Here is a 22,626-nt window from a genome sequence, read left to right as displayed (position 1 = left end):
CGGAATCCGTTCACAAAGCAGCCCCGGCCCCCGCCGCAGAGGCCCCTGGGCGGCCCTCGGAGGGCCCCGTGGCGGCCGCGCGCCCCGGTCGGGACGGGCGGGGAGGCTCCGCCCGCCGCAGACCGACACGCACCCGCCCGCACCCCTCCCGCACCGCCTCCGACCTGGGATGACGTACCCCTGCCGGGCTATGATCTCCCCCTGACCGAAAGGGAGTTGATGGACCGCGCCATACGCTCGACGGAAGACGTACTGGACCTCCTCGACGGGCTGTTCACCCGGGACGCCGACCGCTGGACCGACGACGGCGCCTCCTGGTGGGACGGCTTCTACGCCGACCGCTCCAAGCCCGTGCCCTTCTTCGTGGCGAAGCCCGACGAGAACCTCGTCTCGTACGCGGAAAGGGGCCTGATCCGCCCCGGCCGCGCCCTCGACCTCGGCTGCGGACCCGGACGCAACGCCCTCCACCTCGCCTCCCTCGGCTTCGAGGTCGACGCCGTCGACCTGTCGCCGACGGCCGTCGCCTGGGCCGAGGAGCGCGCCCGCGCCACCGGCGCCACCGGCGTCCGCTTCCACCGCGGCGACGCCTTCCGGCTGACCACCGCCGAACTGGGCGGCCCCTACGACCTGGTGTACGACTCCGGTTGCTTCCACCACCTGCCGCCCCACCGGCGCGTCAGCTACCTGGCCCTGCTGGACCGCGTCCTCGCCCCGGGCGGCCACTTCGCCCTCACCTGCTTCGCCTCCGGCGCCATGGGCAGCGAACTCCCCGACGCCGAGCTCTACCGGCAGGGCAGCCTCGGCGGCGGCCTCGCCTACACCCCCGAGTCGCTGCGCCTGATCTTCTCGGGCCTGGAGGAGGCCGAACTGCGCCGGATGCGCGACGAGGACGCCGCGTCACCGCTCTTCGGCGAACCCTTCCTCTGGACGGCCCTGTTCCGGCGTCCGCAGCCGACCCGGCGCTAGCGCCCCCGGCGCGGTCCGGGGACCGGGAAACGAGGCGGGCGGGCTTGTCGAACACGCCCTTCAGGCCGCACTGTTGGCCGGGATCCGCCCATCCGGCCAGCCTCAGGAGAGCCCGCTTGACACCCGACCGCGCCCCCGCGCACCCCCAGGCCCACGTCATCGACCCCGCCGGCGGCTGCCCCCACGCCCTCAACGCCCGGCTGCGCGCCCGCGGCCCGGTGGCCGAGGTGGTCCTCCCGGGAGGCATACCCGGCGCGGTCGTCCTCGGGCACGAGGAGCTGAAGGAGTTCCTGTCCCACCCCGACGTGGCCAAGGACGCCCGCCACTTCCCCGGCCTGCACGACGGCACCGTGCCCGCCGACTGGCCGCTGCGGGTCTTCGCCAACGCCCAGGGCATGCACACCGCCGACGACGCCGACCACCGCCGCCTGCGCTCCCTCGTCGGCAACGCCTTCACCGCCCGCCAGGTGGAACGGCTGCGCCCGCGCGTGCGGGACCTGGCCGACGAACTCCTCGACGGCCTCGCCCGCGCCGCCGGGGACTCCGCCGACGGGACCGCCGACCTGCGCACGCACTTCGCGCTGCCGCTGCCGATGAGCGTCATCTGCGAACTGCTCGGCGTGGACCCCGAGCACCGCGGCAGGCTGCACCACCTCTCCAACACCGTCATCATCTCCACCGACGTCCCGCCCGCCGAGGTCATGGCCGCCGTACGGGAACTCGTCGAGCTGATCGCCACCATCGCCGCCGCCCGCCGCGCCGCCCCCGGCGAGGACCTCACCAGCGCCCTGATCGCCGCCCGCGACGATGACGGCGACCGGCTCAGCGAGGCCGAACTCATCGGCACCATGAGGCTGATGCTCGTCGCCGGCCACGAGACCACCCTCAACCTGATCAGCAACGCCGTACGCGCCCTGTGCACCCACCGCGACCAGCTCGCCCTGGTCCTCGAGGGCAAGGCGAGCTGGTCGGACGTGGTCGACGAGACCCTGCGCTGGGACGGGCCCGTCAGCTGGTTCCCCTTCCGCTACCCCACCCGCGACCTGCCCCTCGGCGGCACCGTCATCCCGAAGGGCACCCCCGTGCTGGCCGGCTACACGGCGGCCGGCCGCGACGGCGCCGTCCACGGGCCCGACGCGGACCGGTTCGACGTCACCAGGCCCGGCGCCGGCCGCAACCTCTCCTTCGGGCACGGCGCGCACTACTGCGTCGGCGCCCCGCTCGCCCGGCTGGAGGCCACCATCGCACTGGAACGGCTCTTCACCCGTTTCCCCGGCCTCGACCTCGCCGTCCCCGAGGCGGAACTCCCCCACCAGCGCAGCTTCATCGGCAACAGCGTCGAGACCCTCCCGGTCCGCCTGGCCTGATCCCAAGGACACGGCCCAGGCCCAGGAGACGGCCTAACGGGCGGCCGGCGCGGACAGCTCCGTGCTCAGCCGGCCCAGCGCGTCCCCCCACCCCGCCCGGTCCCGCCGCGCTACGCGCGCACGTCCACCGTGACGGAGTGCCAACCGGTCGCCCCGTCGGGCAGGGTCCCGGTACGCCGCTCCGGCTGGACCCCGCCCCGGCCGTCGGTGGCCCGGACCTCCAGGGTGTGGCGCCCGGGCGGCGCCTCCCACCGCCACACCCACTGCCGCCAGGTGTCCACCCCGTCGGCCGCCCCGAGCCGGGCGTCCCGCCAGGGCCCGCCGTCGGCCCGCACCTCGACCCGGGAGATCCCCCGGTGCTGCGCCCACGCCACCCCCGCCACCGCGACCGGGCCGGCCGGGTGCCGCGAGAGGGGGCGCGGGGTGTCGATCCGCGACTGGGTCTTGACCGGCGCCTCCCGCGCCCACGAGCGGCGCACCCAGTACGCGTCGTACGCGTCGAACCTGGTCAGCCGCAGCTCGCGCAGCCACTTGCACGCGGAGACGTACCCGTAGAGGCCCGGGACGACCATCCGGACGGGGAATCCGTGCGCGAACGGCAGCGGCGCCCCGTTCATCCCGACGGCCAGCAGCGCCTCCCGGCCGTCCATCACCGCCTCGACGGGGGTGCCGGTCGTCATCCCGTCCACCGACCGGGCCACCAGCTGGTCGGCCGGCCCGCCCCGCGACGGCGGCCGCACCCCGGCCTCGCGCAGCAGGTCGGCGAGGCGTACGCCGAGCCAGCGGGCGTTGCCGACGTAGGGGCCGCCGACCTCGTTGGAGACGCAGCACAGGGTGATGTCGTGCTCGACGAGCGGCCGGGCGAGCAGCTCCGGCAGGGACAGCGTCAGGGGTCTGGCGACGCCCTCCCCGCGGATGTCCAGCCGCCACGCGTCCGCATCGACCCGGGGCACCACCAGGGCGGTGTCCACGCGGTAGAAGTCCCCGGCGGGGGTGAGGAACGGCCCCAGGCCCGGCAGGCGCAGGTCCGCCCCGGCGGGTACCGGCGGCGCGGGGACGGCGGGCGGCGGCAGGACCAGGCCGGCCCGGGAGGCGGTGGCCCCGGCCGCGCCGTGGGCGCCGAGGCGCCGGCCGGCGTACCCGGCCGCGGCGGAGGCGGCCACGGTGGCCGCCAGCAGCCGGCCGAAGGCCCGCCGGTCCAGCGGCCAGGTGCCGCCGGAACGGCCGGCCGCGGTACGGGGCCGGCGCAGGGCCGCGGCCAGCACGTACAGCACCCCGGCGGCCACCGCGCCGCCCGCGAGCAACGGCAGCGCGTCCCGCCAGCCCGCCCCCGGCCGGCCCAGGGCCGCCACCGCCCCGAGGAGCCCCACCGAGGCGGCGAGCGCGCAGCCCGCGCGGGGACGGTGCGGTGCGAGGATCCCGGCCAGGGCGGCGAGCACCGCCAGCAGCAGTACCGTCCCCAGCGTCAGGACGGGCTTGTCGGCGGTGCCGAAGGCCCGGACGGCCCACTCCTTGACGGCCGCCGGAGTACGGTCCACCACGGCCCCGCCGACCGCCGTGAGCGGGGCCGCCTCGGGGCGTACGAACGCCGCCGCGAGCTCCGCGACGGCCAGGCCGGCGAACGCCGCGGCCAGGCCGGCGGCGGCGCCCGCCAGGCGCGTTCCTCGGTCCCCCCGTACTCGGGTCATCCGGAGCCACCTCCGCCCTGTCACGGTAGCCCCGCGGCCCTCACGGGCGCGCCGCTCCCGGCGGCTGCGCCCGCGCCGCCTCGCAGCCGCAGCCCCCGCCGCCGGCACGCCCCTCGGGGCCGGGACCGGCCGGGCGCCGTTTGCGCAGCTCCACGACGCCGTCGGTGATGCCGGCGGGGGGCGCGGGGGGCTGGGTGCGCTCGTGCGCGGTCTCGGACATGTGGGTGCACTCCTGTCGCCTCGTGGCCCGCGTCGGGAAGGGGCGGCCGCCGAATCGTTCCGGCTCCGCCCCGGGCCAGTGAACCCGCCACCCCCGCCGGGCGGGGGCCCGCCCGGCGCCGGTTCCCCCGGAAGTGTGAGGGCGCCGGGCCGCCGTCGGCCGGAGGCGGCCTAGACCGGGAGGGACCAGGCCTGGTCCACCTGGTGGTCGCCGCAGGCCGTCAGCCGCAGCCGCTCGGCCGGGGCGTCGGGGGTCGCGGGTGCCGCCGGGGCGGTGAGGCACTGCCCGCCGGTCTCCTCGACCAGGGTCCCGTCGCGCCGGTGGCTCCAGCTCTGGCCCGCCTGCCGGCCCGGGGCGCAGTCCGCCAGCTCCACCAGGCCGCCCGCACGGGCCGTCAGGCACGCGCCGGCCAGCTTCAGCCGGCCGCCGCCGCCCAGGGTCCACCGCTGGTCGGCCCCGGCGGTGCAGGTGCCGAGGACCACCGAGCCGACCCCGCTGGTGCTGGCCCCGTCGGCGCACTTGGCCCCGAGCCCGTTGATCTGCCCGGTGGGCACGGCCTCGGCGCAGCCGCGCGGGGTGAGCCGCCACACGGCCGTGTCGTGGGCGGCGAGCCGCCCCGTCAGCGCGTCCACCACCTCGGTGCGGCGCCCGGTCCACAGGTCCTCGGCGTCCGCCACGCACGCGGCCGGCAGCCCGATGTCGGCCAGCGGTACGGAGACGTCCCGGGCGCTGCCGGAGCGGTTGAGCACGGCCACCGCGCGGTCGCCGTTGGCGAGCGGCCGGGCCAGTACCTCGAAGGTGGCGTTGGAGGAGACCACGGCGCCCTGCCGGCCCAGCGGGTCCTGGTCGAGCCCGATCAGGCGGGTGTTGCCCAGCGCGGCGAGCCCGCCCGGGGTGAGGGCCGACACGTCGGAGGACAGGATGAAGGGGGCCGCCATCATCGCCCACAGCCCGACCTGGCTGCGGCTCTCCGCGTCCGTGAGGCCCGGGGCGCCCGCGATCAGGAAGTCGGGGTCGTTCCAGTTGCCGGGGCCCGCGTACCGGCCGAGCCAGCGGTTGTAGCCGTAGTTGCCGAGCACCGAGCTCCAGCGGGAGGTGGCGGGGGCGTTCGGGGCGTACACCTTGATGTCCCGGCCCTCGCGCCACAACTGGCCCGTCTCGCCGACCCAGTCGAGGACCCTGTGCCAGTCGGAGCCGCCCCATTCGCCCTGCTGGAAGTAGGCGGGCGCGGAGGCGGACAGGACCATCGGGCGGCCGCTGTCGCGCAGTCCCCGGGCGACGGAGTTGTAGGCGTCCCGGTAGGCCTGCTCCTTCGTCTTCCCGGGCGGCACCCACAGGTTGCAGCCGTCCATCTTGACGTAGTCCACCTTCCAGGACGCGAACAGCCGCGCGTCGCGGGCGTAGTGGTCCGGGCCGCCGCCGTCGGGGGAGCCGCTGCCCGGGTACCGCTCGCAGGTGAGGGAGCCGGCGTCCTCGTAGATGCCGAACTTCAGCCCCTTGGCGTGCAGGTACTTGCCGAGCCAGGCCATGCCGTGCGGGAACTTGACGGGGTCGGTGACCAGGTTCCCCTGCGCGTCGCGCTCCTTGAGCATCCAGCAGTCGTCCACGGTCACCGTGTCGTAGCCCTTGGCGGCAAGACCGCTGGAGACCAGGGCGTCGGCGTTGGCGACCACCTTGGCCTCGTCGATGTCGCACATGTAGTGCGCCCAGTTGTTCCACCCCATGGGCGGGGTGAGGGCCAGCGGGGTGTCCCAGGTCGCGGTCGGCTCGGCCGCCGCGGGGGCGGGGACGAGCGCGAGGGCGAGCAGGGCGGCCGCGGTGAGACAGGGGAGCGCGGCGCGCGGGCGAGGCGGCACGGGGCCTCCTTGGCGTGGGGGAGTACCGGTGGATGTTCGTGCCTCAGTGCAGCGGTGCGGTCACGCGCTGTCAACGGGAGTCGGTGGTTATGGCTCAATGACCAGCAATTTGGCCGCGGTCGATGTCACACGTCCGTGGCGGGCGGGATGGGGGGCACGAATGCCCACGCCGTATGTTACGGCGGCTGATACGCTGTATCTCATGCCGAGGAGATCACCCGCCCTGGACCGCGCGACCCCGCCGGCCATCGCCCTCACCGCCCTGCGCATCCTCGACGAGGAAGGGCCCGGGGCGCTCAGTTTCCGGGCCCTGGCCGAACGGCTCGGCGTCTCCCACGCCACCGTCCAGCGCCGCTGCACCGACCTCGCCGGCCTGCTGGACCTGTGCACCGACCATCTCGCCGGACAGCTCCCCGAAGTCCCCGCCGGCACCGGCTGGGCCGAAGCCTGCGAGATGCGCTTCGGCGCCCTCTACCGGCTGCTCACCGCCCACCCCGGACTGCTCGTCCTGCGTGGCGGGCGCCCCTGGCTCGGCCGACAGCTGCTGGCCCGCCTCGTCGAGCCCGCGCTCGCCGACGGCGTCGCCGCTGGGATGACCCCGGCCGAGGCCATGACCGCCTACCGGCGGATGTACCTGCTCACCCTGGGCAGCGCCGCCTTCGTCGACCACCGCGACCCGGCCGGGGCCACCGCCGCCTCCCGGGCCGCCATCGCCGCGCTCGACCCGGACGGGTTCCCGGTCCTCACCGGCGCGCTGGCCGAGGTACTGCCCCCGCTGACCGACCACGAGGTCTACCACGGCGCCCTGCGCCAGCTCATCGAGGCGGCCCGGCCCACGGGCCCGCGGGCCGCGTCCTGACCCCGCACGTGTCCTGACGGCACGTGTCCTGACGGCACGTGTCCTGACGGCACGTGTCCTGACGGCACGTGTCCTGACGGCACGTGTCCTGACCCCGCACGTGTCCTGACCCCGCGAAAGGCAGACCCACCATGGAACAGCAGCTCGACTACGCCGCCGTCCGCGCCGCCGCCGCCCGTACCGCGGGCGCGGTCCGCCCCGCCGCGGTCGTGCCCGCCTCCGAGGGCGTCTGGTACGCCCTGGAGTACCTCCAGCACACCGGCTCCTTCAAGGCGCGCGGCGCGCACAACTTCCTCGCCGCGCACCGCGAGGCGGGCCGCCTCCCGGCCGCCGGCGTCACCATCGCCTCCGGCGGCAACGCCGGCCTGGCCTGCGCCTGGGCGGCCCGCGCCCACGGCATCCCCGCCACCGTGTTCCTCCCCGCCAACGCCCCGCGCGTCAAGGTCGACCGGCTGCGCGGCTACGGGGCCGACGTACGGCTCGTCGGCGACCGGTATGCCCAAGCCCTCGCCGCCTGCCGGGAGTTCGCCGTCGCCAGCGGCGCCCTGAGCAGCCACGCCTACGACCACCCGCTCGTCGCGGCCGGCGCCGGGACCCTGCTCGACGAGGTGCGGGCCGCCCTGCCCGGCCTGGACACCGTCGTCGTCGCGGTCGGCGGCGGCGGGCTGTTCGCCGGCGTCGCCACCGCCGCCCGCGAGCACGGCGTCCGCGTGGTCGCCGCCGAGCCCGAGCACTGCCGGGCCCTGAACGCCGCCCTGGAGGCGGGCGAGCCCGTCGACGTCCCGGTGGCCTCCGTAGCCGCCGACTCCCTCGGCGCCTCCCGCGTCTCGGCGGACGCCCTGGCCGCCGCCCGGCACGCGAACGCCGTGTCGGTGCTCGTCCCCGACGGGGCGATCACGGCCGCCCGCAGGGCGCTCTGGGACGAGCACCGGATCGTCGTCGAGGCCGGCGCCGCCACCGCCCTGGCGGCCCTGCGCACCGCCCCGGAGTCGCTGGGCGAGCGGGTCGCGGTCGTCCTGTGCGGGGCCAACACCGACCCCCGCGACCTCTGAACGACGATCGTCGCCCCGGCCCGAGACTTTCGAGTACGGCACCGGCCCCCGCGCCCCTGCGAGGCTCCGGCTGCAAGGTGCGGACCGCACCGCGACGTCGAGGGCACGGAGGAACGGGGCCATGGCTCAGCGCAAGGGTTGTCTCATCGGGTGCGGTATCGCGCTGGTGCTGGGGGTAGGGCTCCTCGTGGCGCTGTTCTTCGGGGCGGCCAAGGTCCTGGACATAGCCGACAAGACCCTGCTCGACCCGAAGGTCTACGAGGCGGTCAAGGTCGGCGACGCCGAGAGCGAGGTCCGCGCGAAGCTCCCCTCGGGCGACACCTTCGTCAAGGACGCCCTCAAGGAAGGCGGCCCCGCCGAGCCCGCCGGCAGCGTCTGCGCCTGGTACCTCTCCGCCGCCGACGGTCAGACCGAGGACGTGCTCCGCCTCTGCTTCAAGGACGGCAAGCTCGCGGAGAAGGCCCAGTACCGCATGAAGTAGCACCGGGACCGGGCCCCACCCCGCCCCGGGCTACCCCCGGCCGTCCAGCCGGGCCGCCGAGCGCGACAGCCCGTCCGCGGCCGTGGCGCACCGCTGGGCCAGCTCCTCGACCCGCGCCCGGAAGGCGTCGGCCTGCGGGCCCCGCCAGTCCAGGCCGGCACAGGCGCCGCGCAGCCGGTCCGCCCGCTCGCGCAGGGCCGCGGCGTGGCTGCGCAGTCCGTCGGCGGGGTGTCCGCTCACGACCGCTCCTTCCAGGGGGCGAAGGCGTTGGTCACTCCGGCCAGCGCCGGGGCCAGCTCGGGGTGGTGCCGCAGGAGGACCGTGACCATCGAGTTCCGGTCGATCCAGCGCAGCCCCTCGGGGGTGTACACCTCCGGCCGGTAGTCCGTGGTGAAGAACCGGTCGCTCTTGATGCGGCGGGTGGCCATCAGGGCGAACACCCGGAACAGGGTGTCGCTGAACCCGAAGCCGGCCGGCCGGGGCTCGGCCAGGTTCCCGACCAGGGTGTCGACCCGGTCGAGCCGGCCGTCGTACAGCTCCCGCAGCAGCGGGGTGTCCCCCGGGTGCCCGCCGGTGAGCTCCTCGAAGGAGGTGACGGGCCGCTTGCGCAGCATCCGCCGCTGGGCGTTGTAGCGGGGGATGCCCCGCTCCCGGTCGCGCAGGACGTCGACCGTGCCGAGGTCGATGTGCTCGCCGGACAGCCGCTTCAGGTTGCGCAGCGCGTCCGGGTGGTTGTGCAGGACCAGCGCCCCCGGGTTCGAGACGCCGAAGGTGTAGAACAGGTCGCTCATCCCGTACGCGTCGACCGCGGTGCGCGTGGTCGCCCCCTGCATGTCGTCGAAGCCGACGGTCTCGCGCGGCGTACCGCGCCGGTGGTCCCGGACGGTGATCTCGTCGGGGATCAGCGGGTGCAGCCGGTACGCCGAGACGAACTCCTCCGTCATGGAGAACGGCGCGGCGTGGTGGTCGGTGCCCGAACCCCGGGAGCCGCTGAGGACCTCGCCGCCGATCCGCCCGAAGGTCCTGGTGACCCAGCGCGGCAGCAGCCCGTCCCAGTTGGCGCGCATCGCCCGGTGCACCACGGGGTGGTTGAGGATGCCCGGGGTCCACTCCACCGTGTGGATCTTCGCCATGAGCGCGGTGTTCACCAGCCGCGCCGTCTGGAAGATCCGCTCGTCGTCCCAGGTGGGGTGGTGCGAACGGATCAGGTCGCAGACGGAGTTGTGCTCCTTGGCGAAGAGGGTGTGCAGCAGCGACAGGCCGGTCCAGTAGTCGCTGTTCATGCCCGTGGCGTCCAGGCAGTCCATTCCGGGCCGCGGATCGGCGGGCAGCCGTCCGCCGTCGACGATCAGCCGGCCGTGCTCCCCGGTCCGCAGCGAGCGGCAGCGGGCCTCGTCCGACCCGTAGATCTGCGAGCCGTCCCACCAGTGGCTGACGGTGTTCTCGTACGTCGGCGGGACGTCCGGGGTGGTGTGCGCGACCGGGTCGGGGCGGGTGCGGTTCACCCGCATCGGGCAGCCGCCGCCCTGCTCGGCCCAGTCGTCGTCGGCGGCGAGCGGGACGGTGAACGGCTCGGCCTCCTCGTTGTCCCCGTGGTTGGCCCAGCCGTGGTTCTGGAACTGGATCCAGGCGGCGGCCAGCAGGTTCAGGGAGGGCGCGGGGACGAAGCCGCGCCGGGCCAGCAGCTGCCGGCTCACCTCGCGGGGACTGGGCGTCATCAGCGCCTCGTCCTCGTCCGGATACGCCATGTGCAGCGGGGTGTTGCGGTCCAGACGGGTGCCCACCCGGCCCATGTCCTCGTCGTACGGGTCGTAGCCGGAGCCGTCGTACGAGCGGTACGGCGCGAGGTGCCCGGTGGGCCGCCGGTCGCGTTCGCCGCCCGCGCCGAAGGTGTCGTGCAGGTTGTGGCGGCGCAGGTCCTCCCGGATCACGGCCAGGTTCAGCAGGCCGAGCGGGGCGGGCAGTTCGTACCACTCGCGGGTCCGGTTGACGCGGGCGAAGGCCGCCGACTCCAGCCGCTCCAGCAGTCCGGGCGGGCCGTACGGCCGCTGCGGCGCGGGCGGCGGCTGGTGCCGGTGGGAGGCCTGGGCCGGCAGCTCCGGCGCGGCCGGCGCCGCGTCCGTCGGGGGAGTGTGCGCGTCGGTGTCGGTCATGCGGGGTCCTCAGCGGTCGTGGAGGGTGAAGAGGTGCGTGCCGGTGACCCGGCCGCGGAAGGCGGCGAGTTCGGAGTCGACGTGCGTGCGCGCGTGCGGGACGTCGTGCTCCAGGTTGTGCGCGTACCGCTCCGCGGCGTGGCACAGCGGGAAGGCCTGAGTGTCGTCGGTCCAGGTGAACTCCGTGAACTCCTTGGGGAGTTCGATGGGCGAGACCGTCGAGCGGCCCTCCAGGCTCGGTACGATGTCGTGCTCGTTGACGAGGGAGACCACCCGGGTGCGCGGATCGGCGGCCCGCTTGTGGTCGATGGGCGAACCGATCGCGACCACGTGCGTCACGGTGTACAGCGCGTTGAAGTCCCGGCTCGCCGCCAGGTTCATCGCGGTGATCCCGCCCTGGCTGTGCCCGACCAGCGCCACCTGCGCACCGGAGGGCACGAGCCGGCGCAGGGCCCGGACCACCGCACGGGTGTAGGTGGTGTCGATGGCGCCCACCGCGTTGAGGCTGCCCAGCAGGTCCTGCGGACTCTCCTGGTTGAAGCACGGCCCCATCCCGGCCAGTTGGACGACGTAACGGTGTTCCCCGTCCGGCCCGGCGACCTGCTGGACGAGCAGCAGCCCGCGCGTGCCGATCCGGTCGATGTTGCGGACGTAGCCGACGATCGTTCCGGAGTCGTCGATGCTGCCCAGCAGTGCGGCCGAGGGCGTGTGCGGCTCCGCCCGGCCGGGGCCCCGGTTGAGGAGCGCCCACACCGAGTTGCCGATGCCGGCGAGGTACTCGGAGGTCAACGGCCGGCCGGTGGCGATCTGCCAGCCGGCGGTGTCGTTGAAGGGGTTCTCGTCGGTCAGCGCGTTCCAGGCCATGATGTCCGTGAAGGACGGCGCCAGCAGGGCGAGGGCGTACTCGGCGCCCTTCTCCGTCAGCAGGCCCCGGAACAGCCGTACCGCCTCGGTCTGGCGGTCCTCGTCGATGGCGCGCAGCACCCGCGAGGTGGTCGGGTTGTCGAGCAGCTCCGGGTGGCGGACGGCCGCCGCCCGGATCCTGGCCTTGAGGCCGGTGACGGCGAGGCTGACCGCGAGGCTCTCCCGGCTGGTCAGCACCCCGGCCAGCCAGAGCGCCCCGGCGAGCGGGGAACTGCCCTGCGGGGCCCAGCCCAGGCCCTTCGGGTCCATCAGGGTCCGCAGCAGCGCGCGCTGCGCGGCGCGGGCCCGGCGCCGCCCGGCCGCCGCCAGCGGCAGCCGGGCGCCGAGGGCGACGCGGGAGGCGTACCGGGCGGCGTCGCGGACCGCGTCGGCCGCTTCGGCCAGCTCGCGGCAGACGTGGTGCAGGGAGGCGATGTCGGGCTGGGTCACGGACGCCCGGGCACCGTTGGCTTCGGTCATGGCGGCCTCCCTCCTACACCCGGCCGAGGCGCAGCCGGATGCCGGCCGTGTCGAGGATCCCCGGCAGCGGGCGCCCCGGGTCGAGCACCGGACGGGCCCCGGTGAGGCGGTGGCCGCGCAGCACCTCGGCGCAGACCAGGGAGGTCAGCAGCAGGGCGACGTACTCGCCCGGGCAGCGGGCGCCGCCGTGGCTGAACGGGGCCACCCGGGTGTCCCGGTGCGCGTCCGGGGCCAGCCAGCGGCCCGGCGCGAACAGGTTCCCGCCGTCGACCCGCTCGGGGTCGCGCTGGTGGAAGCCCATCGGCACCAGCACGTTGGTGCCGGCCGGGTAGCGCACCCCGCCCCACTCGGTCTCGCGGCGGGTGACCCGTACGAGGTCGGGCACGATCGGGTACAGCCGCACCGACTCCTCCAGGCAGGCCCGCAGCCTCGGCAGCCCGGGGACGCGGCCGGCCGCCTCGGCGTGGGCGGCGTCCTGTTCGGCCGGGTGGTGGGCGAGCAGCAGCAGGGTGCGGGCGACGACGGGCGCGGCGAGGTCGATGCCGAGCAGCCAGTGGTGGGTCTGGCCGAGCGGGTCGGTGCCCTCCGGGCAGGGCTCGGCCAGGGCGCGGGCGGCCAGGGTGTGGGCGGGCGCGTCGGCCGCGTACCGGGCGATGCGGGCCTCGATCCTGGAGTAGAGGGCCTTCGCGGCCTCCGGCTTGCTGCGGCCCATCCAGTTGGCCTGGCCGCGCAGGGTGGCGAGCCAGTCGGACAGCTCCTGGTCGTCGGAGGCCTGGTCGCCGAGGACCACCCGCCGGGAGATGCGGGTCAGCGTCTTCCACAGCAGCGGGAAGTCGACGACGGAGCGGGAGGTGAGCCGCCGGCACTCCTCCTCGACCACGGCCCCGAACTCCGTACAGGAGGGGTGCACCGGCCGGTCGGCGGCGAGGGCGTGGTCGTTGACCCGGCGCCGGTCCTCGCGGACCGGGCCGTGCGAGCAGATCACCCCCGTCGGTTCGAAGACGGACAGGCTGGCGTACTTGTCGTCGGCGTCCATCGCGAGGACCGACACCGGCTCCTCGAAGAACCGCCGGACGTCGCCCTGGTCGAACAGGACGAGCATCTCTCCGGAGAGCGCGCGCACCATCACCGGCGCGCCCCGGTGCCGGGCCCGCATCGCGCGCAGCGTGGCGTTGGACCAGGCGGGCTGGTTGACGCGGGAGTACAGCGCCATGACCGGGAAGCGCGGGTTGGCGACGCCGCGTACGAAGACGGGCAGGGTGTGCGTGGCGACGAAGCGGACGGTCTCCGCCAGGCCGGCCCGGACGGGCGGCAGCCCGGACGCGCCGCCCCGGGTGGTGTCCGGGGCCTCGGTGGACTGGGTCATGCCGCGACCACCTTGCCGGGGTTGAGGAGGTTCTTGGGGTCGAAGAGCCGCTTGAGGCCGCGCTGGAGCTCCAGCGAGACCGGTCCCAGCTCGCGCTCCAGCCACTCCCGCTTCAGGGTGCCGATGCCGTGCTCCCCGGTGGTGGTGCCGCCCAGTTCGAGGCCGGCCGCCATGATGGCGTCGTACGCCTCGCGGGCGCGGCGGACCTCGTCCGGGTCGGACTCGTCGAAGACGACCGTGGGGTGCAGGTTGCCGTCGCCGGCGTGGCCGAGGGTGAAGACCCGCAGGCCGTACCGCCCGGCGATCTCCTCGATCCGCCCGACCAGCACGGGCAGCGCGCTCCTCGGCACGGCGACGTCCTCGATGAACGCGGTGAGCCGCCCGCCCCGGGAGGCCATGTACGCGGCGAGGGCGGGGCTGACCAGCCGACGCGCCTCGATGATCTCGTACGCCTCCTCCGCGGTGGCGGACGTGGCGATGTGCTCGGCGCCGGCCTCCTTGCAGAGGATCTCCATCGCGGACAGCTCCGAGGAGGGGTCGGCGCCGTCGCTCTCGACGATCAGGGTGGCGGCGCTGCCGGGGCGCAGCAGCGGGTGGGTGCCGAGGTCCACGACGGCCCGCGTCGTGGCCCGGTCGAGGAGTTCGAGCGCGGACGGGGTGTGCCCGGCCGCGGTGATGGCGGCGACGGCGTCCCCGGCGGCGGTCAGGGTCGGGAACTGGGCCAGCAGCGACAGCGCCGGCGGCCGGGCGGGCCGCAGCGCGAGGGTGGCGCCGACCACCACCGCCAGGGTCCCCTCGGAGCCGACGATCAGGCGCGTCAGGTCGTACCCGGCGACGCCCTTGGCGGTGTCCCGGCCGGTGCGCATCCGCCGCCCGTCCGGCAGGACGAGGTCCAGTCCGAGGACGTAGTCGGCGGTCACCCCGTACTTCACGCAGCAGATGCCGCCCGCGCCGGTGGCGATGTTCCCGCCGATGGTGCAGCGGTCCCAGGAGGCCGGGTCCGGCGGGTACGTCAGCCCGTGCTCGGCCACCGCTTCCGCGAGGCGCCGGGTGGTGACCCCGGGCTCGCAGCGCACCAGCCGGTTGGCGGGGTCGACGGACAGGATCCGGTCCATCCCGGCGGTGGACAGCACCACGCAGCCGTCGACGGCGTTGGCGGCGCCGGCCAGGCCGGTGCGGGCGCCCTGCGGGACGACGGGGACGTCCAGTGCGTACGCGGTGCGCATGACGTGCTCGACCTGCTCGGCCGTGCGGGGGACGGCGACCACGGCCGGGGTGCCGCACTCGGAGAAGGGGGCGGAGTCCCGGGCGTGGGCGGCGCGTTGCGCCGGGTCGGTGAGCAGGGCCTGCGCGGGGAGCGCGGAGCGGAGCCGTTCGAGGAGCAGGGAGGTGGTGTCGCTGGTGAGGGGCATGCCGGCCTTCCGGGGCGGTGCGGTGGGGCGACGGGAGTGGAGCGACGGCGGTGGGGCTGGGGCCTACAGGGTGGGCAGTTCGGTGGTGACCGGTACGTCGATCAGCACCGGGCCGTCCTGCTGGAGGGCCGACTCCCGGACGAGCTTGGTCAGTTCGCCGAAGCCGGTCGCGCGGTGGGCGCGGACCCCGTAGCCGGTGGCGACGGCCGCGATGTCCAGGCCTGGGATGTCGAGGCCGGGGGCGCCCTGGGCGCGTTCCACCTCGGCGAACCACTGGAGGATCGCGTAGCGCTGGTTGCTCAGGACGACGAAGGTGACCGGGACCTTGTACGCGGCCGCGGTCCACAGCGCCTGCACGGCGTAGTGGGTGGAGCCGTCGCCGATGACGCAGACCACGGGCCGGCCGGGTGCGCCGAGCTGGGCGCCCACGGCCGCGGCCAGGCCGAAGCCGAGCCCGCCGCCCGCCGTGAAGAGGAACGAGCCGGGGGTGTCGATCCGGGTGGCGTCGTGGAACTGCCCCAGGTTGGACGGGGACTCGTTGACCCAGAGGGTGTTCGCCGGGGCCCCCTGGGCGATGGCCGTCATCGCGGCGAGCGGGGTGAGCACCCCGTCCACCTCGGCGGCGGACTCGGCCCGCGCGATCCGCGCGGCCGGGGCGGCGGCCTCCCGCGCGGGCAGCTCCGCCAGCAGGGCCCGCACCGTCAGGGCGAGGTCGGCGACGACCGCGTCCCCGACGGGCGCGCGGGCCGCTTCCTCCGCGTCCCGGGTCAGGTGCACCAGCTCGGTGCCCTCGGGCAGATGGGCGCCGGGGACGTAGGGGTAGTAGCAGAACACGGGGGCGCCGATCACCAGGACCAGGTCGTGCCCCTCCAGGCAGCGGGAGAGCGGCGCGATGGCCGGGGGCAGCGTGCCCCGGTACTGGGGGTGGGACTTGGGGAAGGAGACCCGGCCCTCGGTGGGCGCCGACCAGACGGGCAGGCCGGTGCGTTCGGCCAGTTCCACGACGGCGTCCCAGGCCCCCGAGGCGTCCACGTCGTTGCCGGCGACGAGGACGGCGCTGCGGGCGCCGGCCAGGCGGGCGGCGAGCCGCCGGACCACCGCGGGGTCCGGCGCGGCGGCGTGCGTCACGGTGCGGGACGCGGTCCGCAGGGCGGCCCGGTCCTCGTCCTCGCCGAGGACGACGTCGAAGTCGTCCATCGGCAGGGAGACGAACACCGGCCCCTGCGGCGGGGTTTCGGCGATCTGCACGGCCCGGGCCAGGGCGGGGGCGACGTCCGCCGCGCGCGGGGGCTCGTAGGCCCACTTGACGGCGGGCTGCGGCAGCAGGGTGGACTGCGGGTTGGTGAGCAGGGCCTCCATGGTGAGCATGGCGCGGACCTGCTGGCCGGCGGTGACCACCATGGGGGTGCGGTTGGCGCGCGCGTTGAGGATGGCGCCCATCGCGTTGCCCGTGCCCGGGCCGGTGTGCAGGTTGACCAGGCCGGTGGTGCCGGAGGCGAGGGCGAAGCCGTCGGCCATCCCGACGACCACGGCCTCCTGGAGCCCCAGTACGTAGCGGAAGTCGTCGGGGAACTGCTTGAGCATGGGCAGTTCGGTGGAGCCGGGATTGCCGAAGACCGTGGTCATCCCGCGGGCTCGCAGGACGTCGAGGGCCGACTCGCGGACCGTGCGCATGGAGGTTCCTTCACGGAGCGGATGAATGCGGTGGGTGATCAATGCATCACATTGCGTTGATCAAGGCAAAATCCATGATCCGTTCGGGTCGGACGCCGAAGAACCCCTGGTGTCCGCCCGTCCCGCGTGTTATCGACCCCGCGCGTGAGCACGCCGAACGCCCCCTGCCCGTACGGGCGGGGGGCCATCGCCAGAGGGGGCGCCCCCCTACGGAGCGCCGCGTCGGCCGGGGCCGGGGCCGCCCGGCCGGGCCCGCTCCCGCCGGGCCCTGCACCCCGGCCGGGACCGCCCGTTTCCGCCCGGCTAGGGCATCCGCATCCAGTGGCCGTCCGTGCTCCAGCCCAGCAGTCGGCGCGCCCGGCCGCCCTCGCCCGTGCCGTCCGCGCCGAAGGAGCCGCCCCGGGCCACCAGGCGCAGCCCCGCCAGCGCGGGGGCCAGCCGGGCCCGCACGTGCGCCGGGCGCAGCGCCGACTCCGCCTCGATCCAGGCCAGTACCGAAGCCCGCTCGCGCGGACCGCACAGCGACAGGTGGAACAGCATCTGCCGCCACGCGTACGCCGCGTCCTTGATCGCGGGCAGCGGCCGCGGGTTCCCCTCCACCCGGGCCACCAGCCGGCACACGGTCTCGAAGCACTCCCGGGCGGGCCGGCCCCAGCCGCCCGGCACGGTGACCCCGGCCCGCCCGACCAGGGTGGCGAGGTTGTGCGTGGTCAGGACCTGGGCCTGCTCGATCACCTTGCCGTTCGCCGCGACCGACCAGGCCCGGCCCCCGCCCGCCCGCTCCGCGCACAGCGCCGCGAACTCCGGTGCGGTGCGCGCCGGACGGCCGCTGCGCGCCGACTCGGCGGCCTGGGACACCGCCATCCGGCGCACCGCCGCGTAGTCGATGCCGTAGTAGCGCGCGTACAGGCTCTCCTCCAGCAGCTCTCCGGCGACGCGGGCCGCGACGAGGAACTTCGGACCGAAGGTGCCCATGAAGATGTCGGCGGCCAGCTCCTCCGTGAACGGCGCGCCCAGTTCCGCCTGCCGGGCCAGCTGGCCCAGCTCGCGCACCAGCGGGTTGGGCAGCACCGTGCCGGGGAAGGCGTGCACCGCCAGCCCGCCGAGCCGGCGCAGCGCCTCCGCGGCCGGCCCGGTGTCGGCCCCGTCGGCGCGCAGGTGGCCGGAGACCGCCCGCAGCCAGGGGAGTTCCTCGATCCGCACCTGGGACTCCAGGTTCAGCAGGAGCAGCGAGCGGCGGCCCCGGAAGGCGCGGTACGTCGCCGCCATCAGGTTCCGCAGCGGCCCGTCCGCGTACCGCTCGGCGGTGACGGCCGCGACGAGCTGCGGCACCAGCTCGGCCAGCACCTCCGCCGACGGCACCACCCCGCGCTCCACCAGCACCTCCAGCGGGGCGCTCAGCGCCGCCCGGACGGTGCCCGCCACGGCCGCCGGCACCCGCGCACCGGCGGGCAGGCCGCTCTCGCGGGCCTCCTCGGCGCTCACCGGAGCCACCGGGGTGTCCGTGTCCGGGGTCCCGGCGCGCTGGTCGAGCCCGGCGATCCGGCGCAGCACCAGGTTGGCCAGCGCGTGGTGCGAGGGCAGCGCCGCCTGGCGGGCCTGGACGGCCCGGAGCCGGGCGTGCCCGGGGGAGCCGGGCGCGCCGCGCTTGGCCAGCATCGACTCGACGGCGACCCGCAGCAGCCCGGCGAGCCGGGGCGCGGGCGCGCGGCCGGCGACCTCCTCCTCCAGGGCCCGGCGCAGGATCGCGGCGTTCGACTTCGGGTCCAGGTGCTTGGTGCACAGGGTGTGCGCGGCGGCCAGCGTGCGGTAGCGCGCCAGCAGTGCGGCGCCCCGGGCGTGCCAGTCCGGGCCGGGCGCGCGGCCGTGGGCCAGGAGCCGGTGCGCGAGCAGCTCGTCCTCGAAGGGGCGCCACACGGCCAGCGCCTCCCGCTGGGTCTCCACGGCCGTGTTGGGTCCGCGCCGGGCCAGCGCCGCCGAGGCCTCGCCGACGGTGCGGCGGTGCACGCAGTCCACGCCGGGGGCGGGGCGGTCGGCGGGGCGCGGGGAGAAGCGCAGCCGGCCGGCGAAGGGCCGCAGCACCGTGACGAGTTCGGCGGCGGCGTCGAAGTCCCCGGCGCGCACCAGCCACGCCACGGTCGCGAGCGCCGCCTCCTCGGGCACGCGCACCTCGTAGCGGCCGCTGTCGAGCAGCGACCACAGGTACGCCAGCCCGTCCTCGGTGAGGAAGTGCGCGAACAGCTCCGCACGGTCCGCCGGTACGCCGGCCAGCCGGGCGGCCTCCTCCTCGTACGGCAGCAGCGGCCCGCCGGCCGAGGCGGCGCCGGTGGCGAAGCCGCCGGTGACCACCTCGGGGGTGGCCCAGGCGGGGAGCGCGGCGACGGGGGTGCGGGAGCCGATGGCCAGGGAGCCGTCCGCGATGCCCGCCAGGACGCTCTGCCACTTGCGGGCGCGGGACTCGGCGCGTTCGCGGGTGGCGGTGTCGCCGTGGGTCCGCGAGGTCCGCAGGGCGCGGGCCAGCCGCTCCGCCGCGTACGACGGGGACACGGATACGGCCACCGGCGCGGGGCCGGCGGTGGTCGTCGCGGTGGGTCCGGGGACGGGCGCGGGGCCGGTCCGGGACGGGATGGGAGGCTGCTTGTCAGCGTGTGCGTCCATGGCCGACGTGGCAGGTTCCGCCCCTGCGCCCTCCGGGTAGGAAGCCCGGCGCTCTGCTGCTGAGCTACACGTCGTGGTAGGCCGTCAACCTAGGCGCCCGCCCGCCCGCCGCGCAAAGGTTTTTGCGGCGGGCGGGCACGCCGGCCGGGAGCCGGGCCGGGCGCCCGCCCGTACGCCGCGGGGGACGCACCGCTTCAGGCCACCGGGGCGGGGGCCTCGTTGACGGCCCTCCGCCCCGGGGTCAGCGTGGGCACCGCCCTCCGGCAGTGAAGCCGGAAACTCCCCCGAAGGCGGCGACGATGACTCGTTCCCCCCTGACCCGCACGGCCCTCGCCACGCTGGTGGCCGCGGGCCTCCTGGCCGCGTCCGGATGCGGCCTGAGCGGAGGCGGCGCCGGTGCCGAGGAGGCCCGCAGAACCGGCGAGGTGTCCGGCGCCATCACCTTCCGCACCCTCCAGCTCAAACCGAAGTTCACCGCCTACGTCCAGGGCGTCATCGACGCCTTCGAGGCCGAGCACCCCGCGGTGAAGGTGAAGTGGGAGGACGTGCCCGGCGACGGCTACAACGAGAAGCTCGTCGCCGACGCCCAGGCCGGGGCCCTGCCGGACGTGGTCAACCTCTCCACCGACTCCTTCCAGCTCCTCGGGGACCGCGGCATGCTCGCCGACGTGGCGCGGCTCGACGGCGCGGTCGCCGCGGAGTACGTCCCGGGAGCCTGGGAGCAGTTCAAGCTGCCGGGGAAGGGCGACGGCGTGTACGCCTACCCCTGGTACGTCACCCCCGAGATCCTCACCTACAACAAGGACCTCCTCGCCAAGGCCGGCCTGGACCCGGACCGGCCGCCCACCACCGTCGAGCAGTTCTTCGACTACGCGGAGCGGATCGCCGCCCGCTCCGGCGGACAGTACGCCGCGTTCATGGCCGACCCCAAGGGCCGGCTGCCGGGCGACTGGCAGAAGATGGGCGTCCCCCTGCTGAACGCCGGGCGGGACCGCTTCGCCTTCGACACGGACCGGGCCGTCGCCTGGGTCGAACGGATGAAGGACCTCTACGCCAAGGGCGCCATGCCCAGGGAGTCCCTCCTGAAGGCCGACGACATCAACCAGCTCTACGGCGCCGGCAAACTCGTCTTCGGCCCCGGCTCCCCGGGCTTCGTCCGCGACATCAGGCAGAACGCCCCGCAGGTCTACGCACGCACCGGCGTCGCGGGCGCCGTCACCGGCACGCTCGGCCACATCGGGATCTACGCCCAGTCCCTCGGCATCCGCAAGGACACCAGGCATCCGGACGCCGCGGCCGAGTTCGCCAAATGGGTCACCAACGGCCCCAACCAGGTGGAGTTCTCCAGGAACGCCACCATCTACCCCTCCAACGCCAAGGGCCTGGCCGACCCCCGCTTCGCCGACCGGGGCGACGGCCAGGACGCCGAGACCCTGGCCCGGGCCATCGGCGCGGAGCAGCTGAAGACGGCGGACCTCGACGCCAACACCCCCGTCCAGTGGACCAACCAGGTCGGCGACGCGGTGGTGCGGGAGGTGCAGCGGGCCATCCAGGGCGAGCAGGACGCCCGGACGGCCGTGCGCAGGGCCCAGGAAGAGGCCAACCGGCTGCTCGCCGCCGGGACGCGCAGGTGACCGCTCCCGCCCCGGCGGCCCCCGCACCGCTGCGGGACCACCGCGCCGGGCGGCCCCGGCGCCGGGCGGAACGCGCCATGGGGACCGACCCGGGACTGGTCCACCGCAGGTGGTGGACCCCGTACCTGTTCCTCGCCCCGGGCCTGCTGATGGTGGCCCTGTTCAGCCTCTGGCCGTTCCTCAACACCGTCGTGCTGTCCTTCACCGACGCCCGCGTCCTGAGCGGCGGCCACTTCGTCGGCCTCGACAACTACGGCCGGGCCCTGGCCGATCCCGACTTCTGGACCGCCGCCCGCAACAGCGTGCTGTACCTGCTGGTCGTCGTCCCCTGCCTGGTCCTGCTGCCGCTGGCACTCGCGGTCCTCGTCCAGGCGAAGGTCCCCGGCATCGGCCTCTTCCGCTCCGCCTTCTACACTCCGGTGATCGCCTCGGCCGTCGTCGTCGGCCTGATCTGGCAGTGGGTGCTGCGCAGCGACGGACTGGTCAACACCGTCTTCCAGGCGCTCGGCGTGGTCTCCGAGCCGGTCCCCTTCCTCACCGACAGCACCCTGCTGCTGTTCTCCGCCATGCTCGTGACCGTGTGGAAGGGCCTCGGCTACTACATGGTCTTCTACCTGGCCGCCCTCGGGAACGTCCCCGCCTCCCTCCACGAGGCGGCCGCCCTCGACGGCGCCGGCCCCCTGCGCCGCTTCTTCAGCATCACCATCCCCCAGGTGAAGCCGATGATGCTGCTCGTCGGCACCCTCTCCGCGGTCTCCGCGCTGCGCGTCTTCACCGAGATCTACATCCTCGGCGGCGAGAGCGGCGGCCCCGGCGGCGGCGCCCGCACCCTGCCGTTCCTCATCCGGCAGGCCGGCCTCGGCTTCGCCGGGGAGACCGGCTACGCCTGCGCCATCTCCCTGCTGCTGTTCCTGCTGACCCTGGCCTTCAGCCTGCTGGGCCACCGCCTGTCGAGGGGGGACGAGGAGTGAGCGCCAGCACCCGCCGCCGGCGCCGCCGTGCCGGCCGGGCCGCCCGCTACGCCGTGCTCGCGCTCGTGCTCGTACTGATGCTCGGGCCGATCGTCTGGCAGTTCCTGACCTCGGTCCGCGGCCGCACCGAGAACGTGTACGACGGGCTGCTGCCCTCACACCCCACCTTCGACAACTACCTGCGCGTCGCCGAGTCCTTCCCGCTCCTCCAGTACGTGGGCAACACCCTGGTGGTGGCGGTCCTCGCGGTCGCCTCCAACGCGCTGTTCGCGGCGATGGGAGGCTACGCCCTGTCCCGGGCCGGCTGGAAGGGCCGGCGGGCCGTCTTCACCGTCCTCGTGGCGACCCTGATGTTCCCCTTCGAATCCGTGATGATCTCGATGTTCCTCACGGTCCGGGGGATGGGCCTGGTCGACACCCTCGTCGGGGTGTGGCTGCCCGGTGCCGTGTCCGTCCTCAACGTCATGATCATGCGGGCGGCGTTCCTCGCCGTCCCCCGGGAGATCGAGGAGGCCGCGGTCCTGGACGGCGCGGGGGAGTGGACCCGGTTCACCCGGGTCTTCCTCCCCGGTGCCCGGGGCGCCCTGGCCGTCGTCTGCGTCACCAGCTTCATGGGCGCCTGGGACGACTTCCTGTGGCCCCTGCTGGTCCTCACCGACAGCGACCACTACACCCTCCAGCTCGGCCTGAAGACCTTGGCCGGGGCCACCACGACCAGCGACCAGCGGATCGTCGCGGCGGGCGCGATGACCGCGCTCGTCCCGATGGTGCTGCTGTTCCTCCTCCTCCAGCGTTTCTTCTTCAAAGGCGTGGGCGAGGGGGCCGTCAAGACCTGACCGCACGCCCGTTCCCCGCCACGCCACGTCCGCGAACGACCTCCTGGAGC

18 protein-coding genes and 1 tRNA gene are annotated in these 22,626 nt (G+C 75.2%); 8 read left to right on the top strand and 11 right to left on the bottom strand.

The window, feature by feature from the left end:
- Positions 1-219 precede the first annotated feature (219 nt).
- Both ABD973_RS03695 and ABD973_RS03690 read left to right on the top strand, forming a co-directional pair.
- Positions 220-966 carry a class I SAM-dependent methyltransferase gene (locus ABD973_RS03695; RefSeq protein WP_125823241.1) on the top strand — a complete coding sequence of 249 codons (747 nt, stop codon included), beginning with the start codon at positions 220-222 and terminating at the stop codon, positions 964-966.
- A gap of 116 nt (positions 967-1,082) precedes the next feature.
- Positions 1,083-2,333 (top strand): cytochrome P450 family protein, encoded by a 1,251-nt coding sequence (locus tag ABD973_RS03690; protein ID WP_125823242.1) that lies wholly within the window; start codon positions 1,083-1,085, stop codon positions 2,331-2,333.
- A gap of 110 nt (positions 2,334-2,443) precedes the next feature.
- Here ABD973_RS03690 and ABD973_RS03685 read toward each other — a convergent pair whose 3' ends face one another.
- The 3 genes from ABD973_RS03685 to ABD973_RS03675 form a co-directional block, all read right to left on the bottom strand.
- Positions 2,444-4,021, bottom strand: coding sequence for a molybdopterin-dependent oxidoreductase (locus tag ABD973_RS03685; protein ID WP_345498413.1), 1,578 nt, complete (start codon positions 4,019-4,021; stop codon positions 2,444-2,446).
- Between the two features lie 40 nt (positions 4,022-4,061).
- Positions 4,062-4,241: a hypothetical protein gene (locus ABD973_RS03680; RefSeq protein ID WP_125823244.1), complete on the bottom strand. Its 180-nt coding sequence runs from the start codon at positions 4,239-4,241 to the stop codon at positions 4,062-4,064.
- A 170-nt stretch (positions 4,242-4,411) separates the two neighbouring features.
- Complete coding sequence (locus tag ABD973_RS03675) at positions 4,412-6,097, bottom strand: ricin-type beta-trefoil lectin domain protein (RefSeq protein WP_345498411.1); 1,686 nt, start codon at positions 6,095-6,097, stop codon at positions 4,412-4,414.
- A gap of 202 nt (positions 6,098-6,299) precedes the next feature.
- Between ABD973_RS03675 and ABD973_RS03670 the strand changes: the two genes are divergently transcribed.
- The 3 genes from ABD973_RS03670 to ABD973_RS03660 all read left to right on the top strand — a co-directional run bounded on the left by ABD973_RS03670 (position 6,300) and on the right by ABD973_RS03660 (position 8,489).
- Entirely contained in the window at positions 6,300-6,956 is a 657-nt protein-coding gene (locus ABD973_RS03670; RefSeq protein WP_345498409.1) for a TetR/AcrR family transcriptional regulator, read from the top strand.
- Positions 6,957-7,087: 131 nt separating this feature from the next.
- Positions 7,088-8,008 (top strand): serine/threonine dehydratase, encoded by a 921-nt coding sequence (locus tag ABD973_RS03665; protein WP_345498407.1) that lies wholly within the window; start codon positions 7,088-7,090, stop codon positions 8,006-8,008.
- Positions 8,009-8,129: 121 nt separating this feature from the next.
- Positions 8,130-8,489: a hypothetical protein gene (locus ABD973_RS03660; protein WP_345498405.1), complete on the top strand. Its 360-nt coding sequence runs from the start codon at positions 8,130-8,132 to the stop codon at positions 8,487-8,489.
- 30 nt (positions 8,490-8,519) lie between these two features.
- Here ABD973_RS03660 and ABD973_RS03655 read toward each other — a convergent pair whose 3' ends face one another.
- From ABD973_RS03655 to ABD973_RS03620, 8 genes are all read right to left on the bottom strand, one after another.
- Positions 8,520-8,729 carry a hypothetical protein gene (locus ABD973_RS03655; protein ID WP_125823248.1) on the bottom strand — a complete coding sequence of 70 codons (210 nt, stop codon included), beginning with the start codon at positions 8,727-8,729 and terminating at the stop codon, positions 8,520-8,522.
- Positions 8,726-10,642 (bottom strand): peroxidase family protein, encoded by a 1,917-nt coding sequence (locus tag ABD973_RS03650; protein WP_345498403.1) that lies wholly within the window; start codon positions 10,640-10,642, stop codon positions 8,726-8,728. Before ABD973_RS03650 ends, ABD973_RS03655 begins: the two co-directional genes overlap by 4 nt.
- Before the next feature lie 9 nt (positions 10,643-10,651).
- A complete protein-coding gene (locus ABD973_RS03645; RefSeq protein WP_125823250.1) occupies positions 10,652-12,025 on the bottom strand; it encodes an alpha/beta fold hydrolase in 1,374 nt (457 codons plus the stop codon).
- 13 nt (positions 12,026-12,038) lie between these two features.
- The gene (locus tag ABD973_RS03640) at positions 12,039-13,391 is read right to left on the bottom strand and encodes a cytochrome P450 (RefSeq protein ID WP_125823251.1); all 1,353 of its coding nucleotides are present in this window, start codon (positions 13,389-13,391) and stop codon (positions 12,039-12,041) included.
- Positions 13,388-14,803 (bottom strand): FAD-binding oxidoreductase, encoded by a 1,416-nt coding sequence (locus tag ABD973_RS03635; RefSeq protein WP_125823252.1) that lies wholly within the window; start codon positions 14,801-14,803, stop codon positions 13,388-13,390. Before ABD973_RS03635 ends, ABD973_RS03640 begins: the two co-directional genes overlap by 4 nt.
- 63 nt (positions 14,804-14,866) lie before the next feature.
- Positions 14,867-16,477 carry a benzoylformate decarboxylase gene (gene mdlC / locus ABD973_RS03630; RefSeq protein WP_125823253.1) on the bottom strand — a complete coding sequence of 537 codons (1,611 nt, stop codon included), beginning with the start codon at positions 16,475-16,477 and terminating at the stop codon, positions 14,867-14,869.
- Between the two features lie 303 nt (positions 16,478-16,780).
- Positions 16,781-19,135 (bottom strand): hypothetical protein, encoded by a 2,355-nt coding sequence (locus tag ABD973_RS03625; RefSeq protein ID WP_241253446.1) that lies wholly within the window; start codon positions 19,133-19,135, stop codon positions 16,781-16,783.
- Positions 19,135-19,209 (bottom strand) — tRNA-Gly (locus ABD973_RS03620). Before ABD973_RS03620 ends, ABD973_RS03625 begins: the two co-directional genes overlap by 1 nt.
- A gap of 225 nt (positions 19,210-19,434) precedes the next feature.
- Between ABD973_RS03620 and ABD973_RS03615 the strand changes: the two genes are divergently transcribed.
- The 3 genes from ABD973_RS03615 to ABD973_RS03605 all read left to right on the top strand — a co-directional run bounded on the left by ABD973_RS03615 (position 19,435) and on the right by ABD973_RS03605 (position 22,576).
- Entirely contained in the window at positions 19,435-20,769 is a 1,335-nt protein-coding gene (locus ABD973_RS03615) for an ABC transporter substrate-binding protein (protein ID WP_345498394.1), read from the top strand.
- Positions 20,770-20,846: 77 nt separating this feature from the next.
- The gene (locus ABD973_RS03610) at positions 20,847-21,740 is read left to right on the top strand and encodes a carbohydrate ABC transporter permease (protein ID WP_345504459.1); all 894 of its coding nucleotides are present in this window, start codon (positions 20,847-20,849) and stop codon (positions 21,738-21,740) included.
- Positions 21,737-22,576: a carbohydrate ABC transporter permease gene (locus tag ABD973_RS03605; RefSeq protein WP_125823254.1), complete on the top strand. Its 840-nt coding sequence runs from the start codon at positions 21,737-21,739 to the stop codon at positions 22,574-22,576. Before ABD973_RS03610 ends, ABD973_RS03605 begins: the two co-directional genes overlap by 4 nt.
- Positions 22,577-22,626 lie beyond the last annotated feature (50 nt).

The sequence above is a fragment of the Streptomyces racemochromogenes genome, assembly GCF_039535215.1.
Lineage (GTDB): Bacteria > Actinomycetota > Actinomycetes > Streptomycetales > Streptomycetaceae > Streptomyces > Streptomyces racemochromogenes.
Note: the sequence above shows the minus strand (reverse complement) of the source record. Positions and strands in the feature narration are given on the sequence as shown.

Excerpts from the sequence above, each read along its gene's own strand:
- ABD973_RS03695 (WP_125823241.1), top strand. The coding sequence starts at position 220 with ATGGACCGCGCCATACGCTCGACGGAAGACGTACTGGACCTCCTCGAC.
- ABD973_RS03685 (WP_345498413.1), bottom strand. The coding sequence starts at position 4,021 with ATGACCCGAGTACGGGGGGACCGAGGAACGCGCCTGGCGGGCGCCGCC.
- ABD973_RS03680 (WP_125823244.1), bottom strand. The coding sequence starts at position 4,241 with ATGTCCGAGACCGCGCACGAGCGCACCCAGCCCCCCGCGCCCCCCGCC.
- ABD973_RS03670 (WP_345498409.1), top strand. The coding sequence starts at position 6,300 with ATGCCGAGGAGATCACCCGCCCTGGACCGCGCGACCCCGCCGGCCATC.
- ABD973_RS03665 (WP_345498407.1), top strand. The coding sequence starts at position 7,088 with ATGGAACAGCAGCTCGACTACGCCGCCGTCCGCGCCGCCGCCGCCCGT.
- ABD973_RS03660 (WP_345498405.1), top strand. The coding sequence starts at position 8,130 with ATGGCTCAGCGCAAGGGTTGTCTCATCGGGTGCGGTATCGCGCTGGTG.
- ABD973_RS03650 (WP_345498403.1), bottom strand. The coding sequence starts at position 10,642 with ATGACCGACACCGACGCGCACACTCCCCCGACGGACGCGGCGCCGGCC.
- ABD973_RS03645 (WP_125823250.1), bottom strand. The coding sequence starts at position 12,025 with ATGACCGAAGCCAACGGTGCCCGGGCGTCCGTGACCCAGCCCGACATC.
- ABD973_RS03640 (WP_125823251.1), bottom strand. The coding sequence starts at position 13,391 with ATGACCCAGTCCACCGAGGCCCCGGACACCACCCGGGGCGGCGCGTCC.
- ABD973_RS03635 (WP_125823252.1), bottom strand. The coding sequence starts at position 14,803 with ATGCCCCTCACCAGCGACACCACCTCCCTGCTCCTCGAACGGCTCCGC.
- mdlC (WP_125823253.1), bottom strand. The coding sequence starts at position 16,477 with ATGCGCACGGTCCGCGAGTCGGCCCTCGACGTCCTGCGAGCCCGCGGG.
- ABD973_RS03625 (WP_241253446.1), bottom strand. The coding sequence starts at position 19,135 with ATGGACGCACACGCTGACAAGCAGCCTCCCATCCCGTCCCGGACCGGC.
- ABD973_RS03615 (WP_345498394.1), top strand. The coding sequence starts at position 19,435 with ATGACTCGTTCCCCCCTGACCCGCACGGCCCTCGCCACGCTGGTGGCC.
- ABD973_RS03610 (WP_345504459.1), top strand. The coding sequence starts at position 20,847 with ATGGGGACCGACCCGGGACTGGTCCACCGCAGGTGGTGGACCCCGTAC.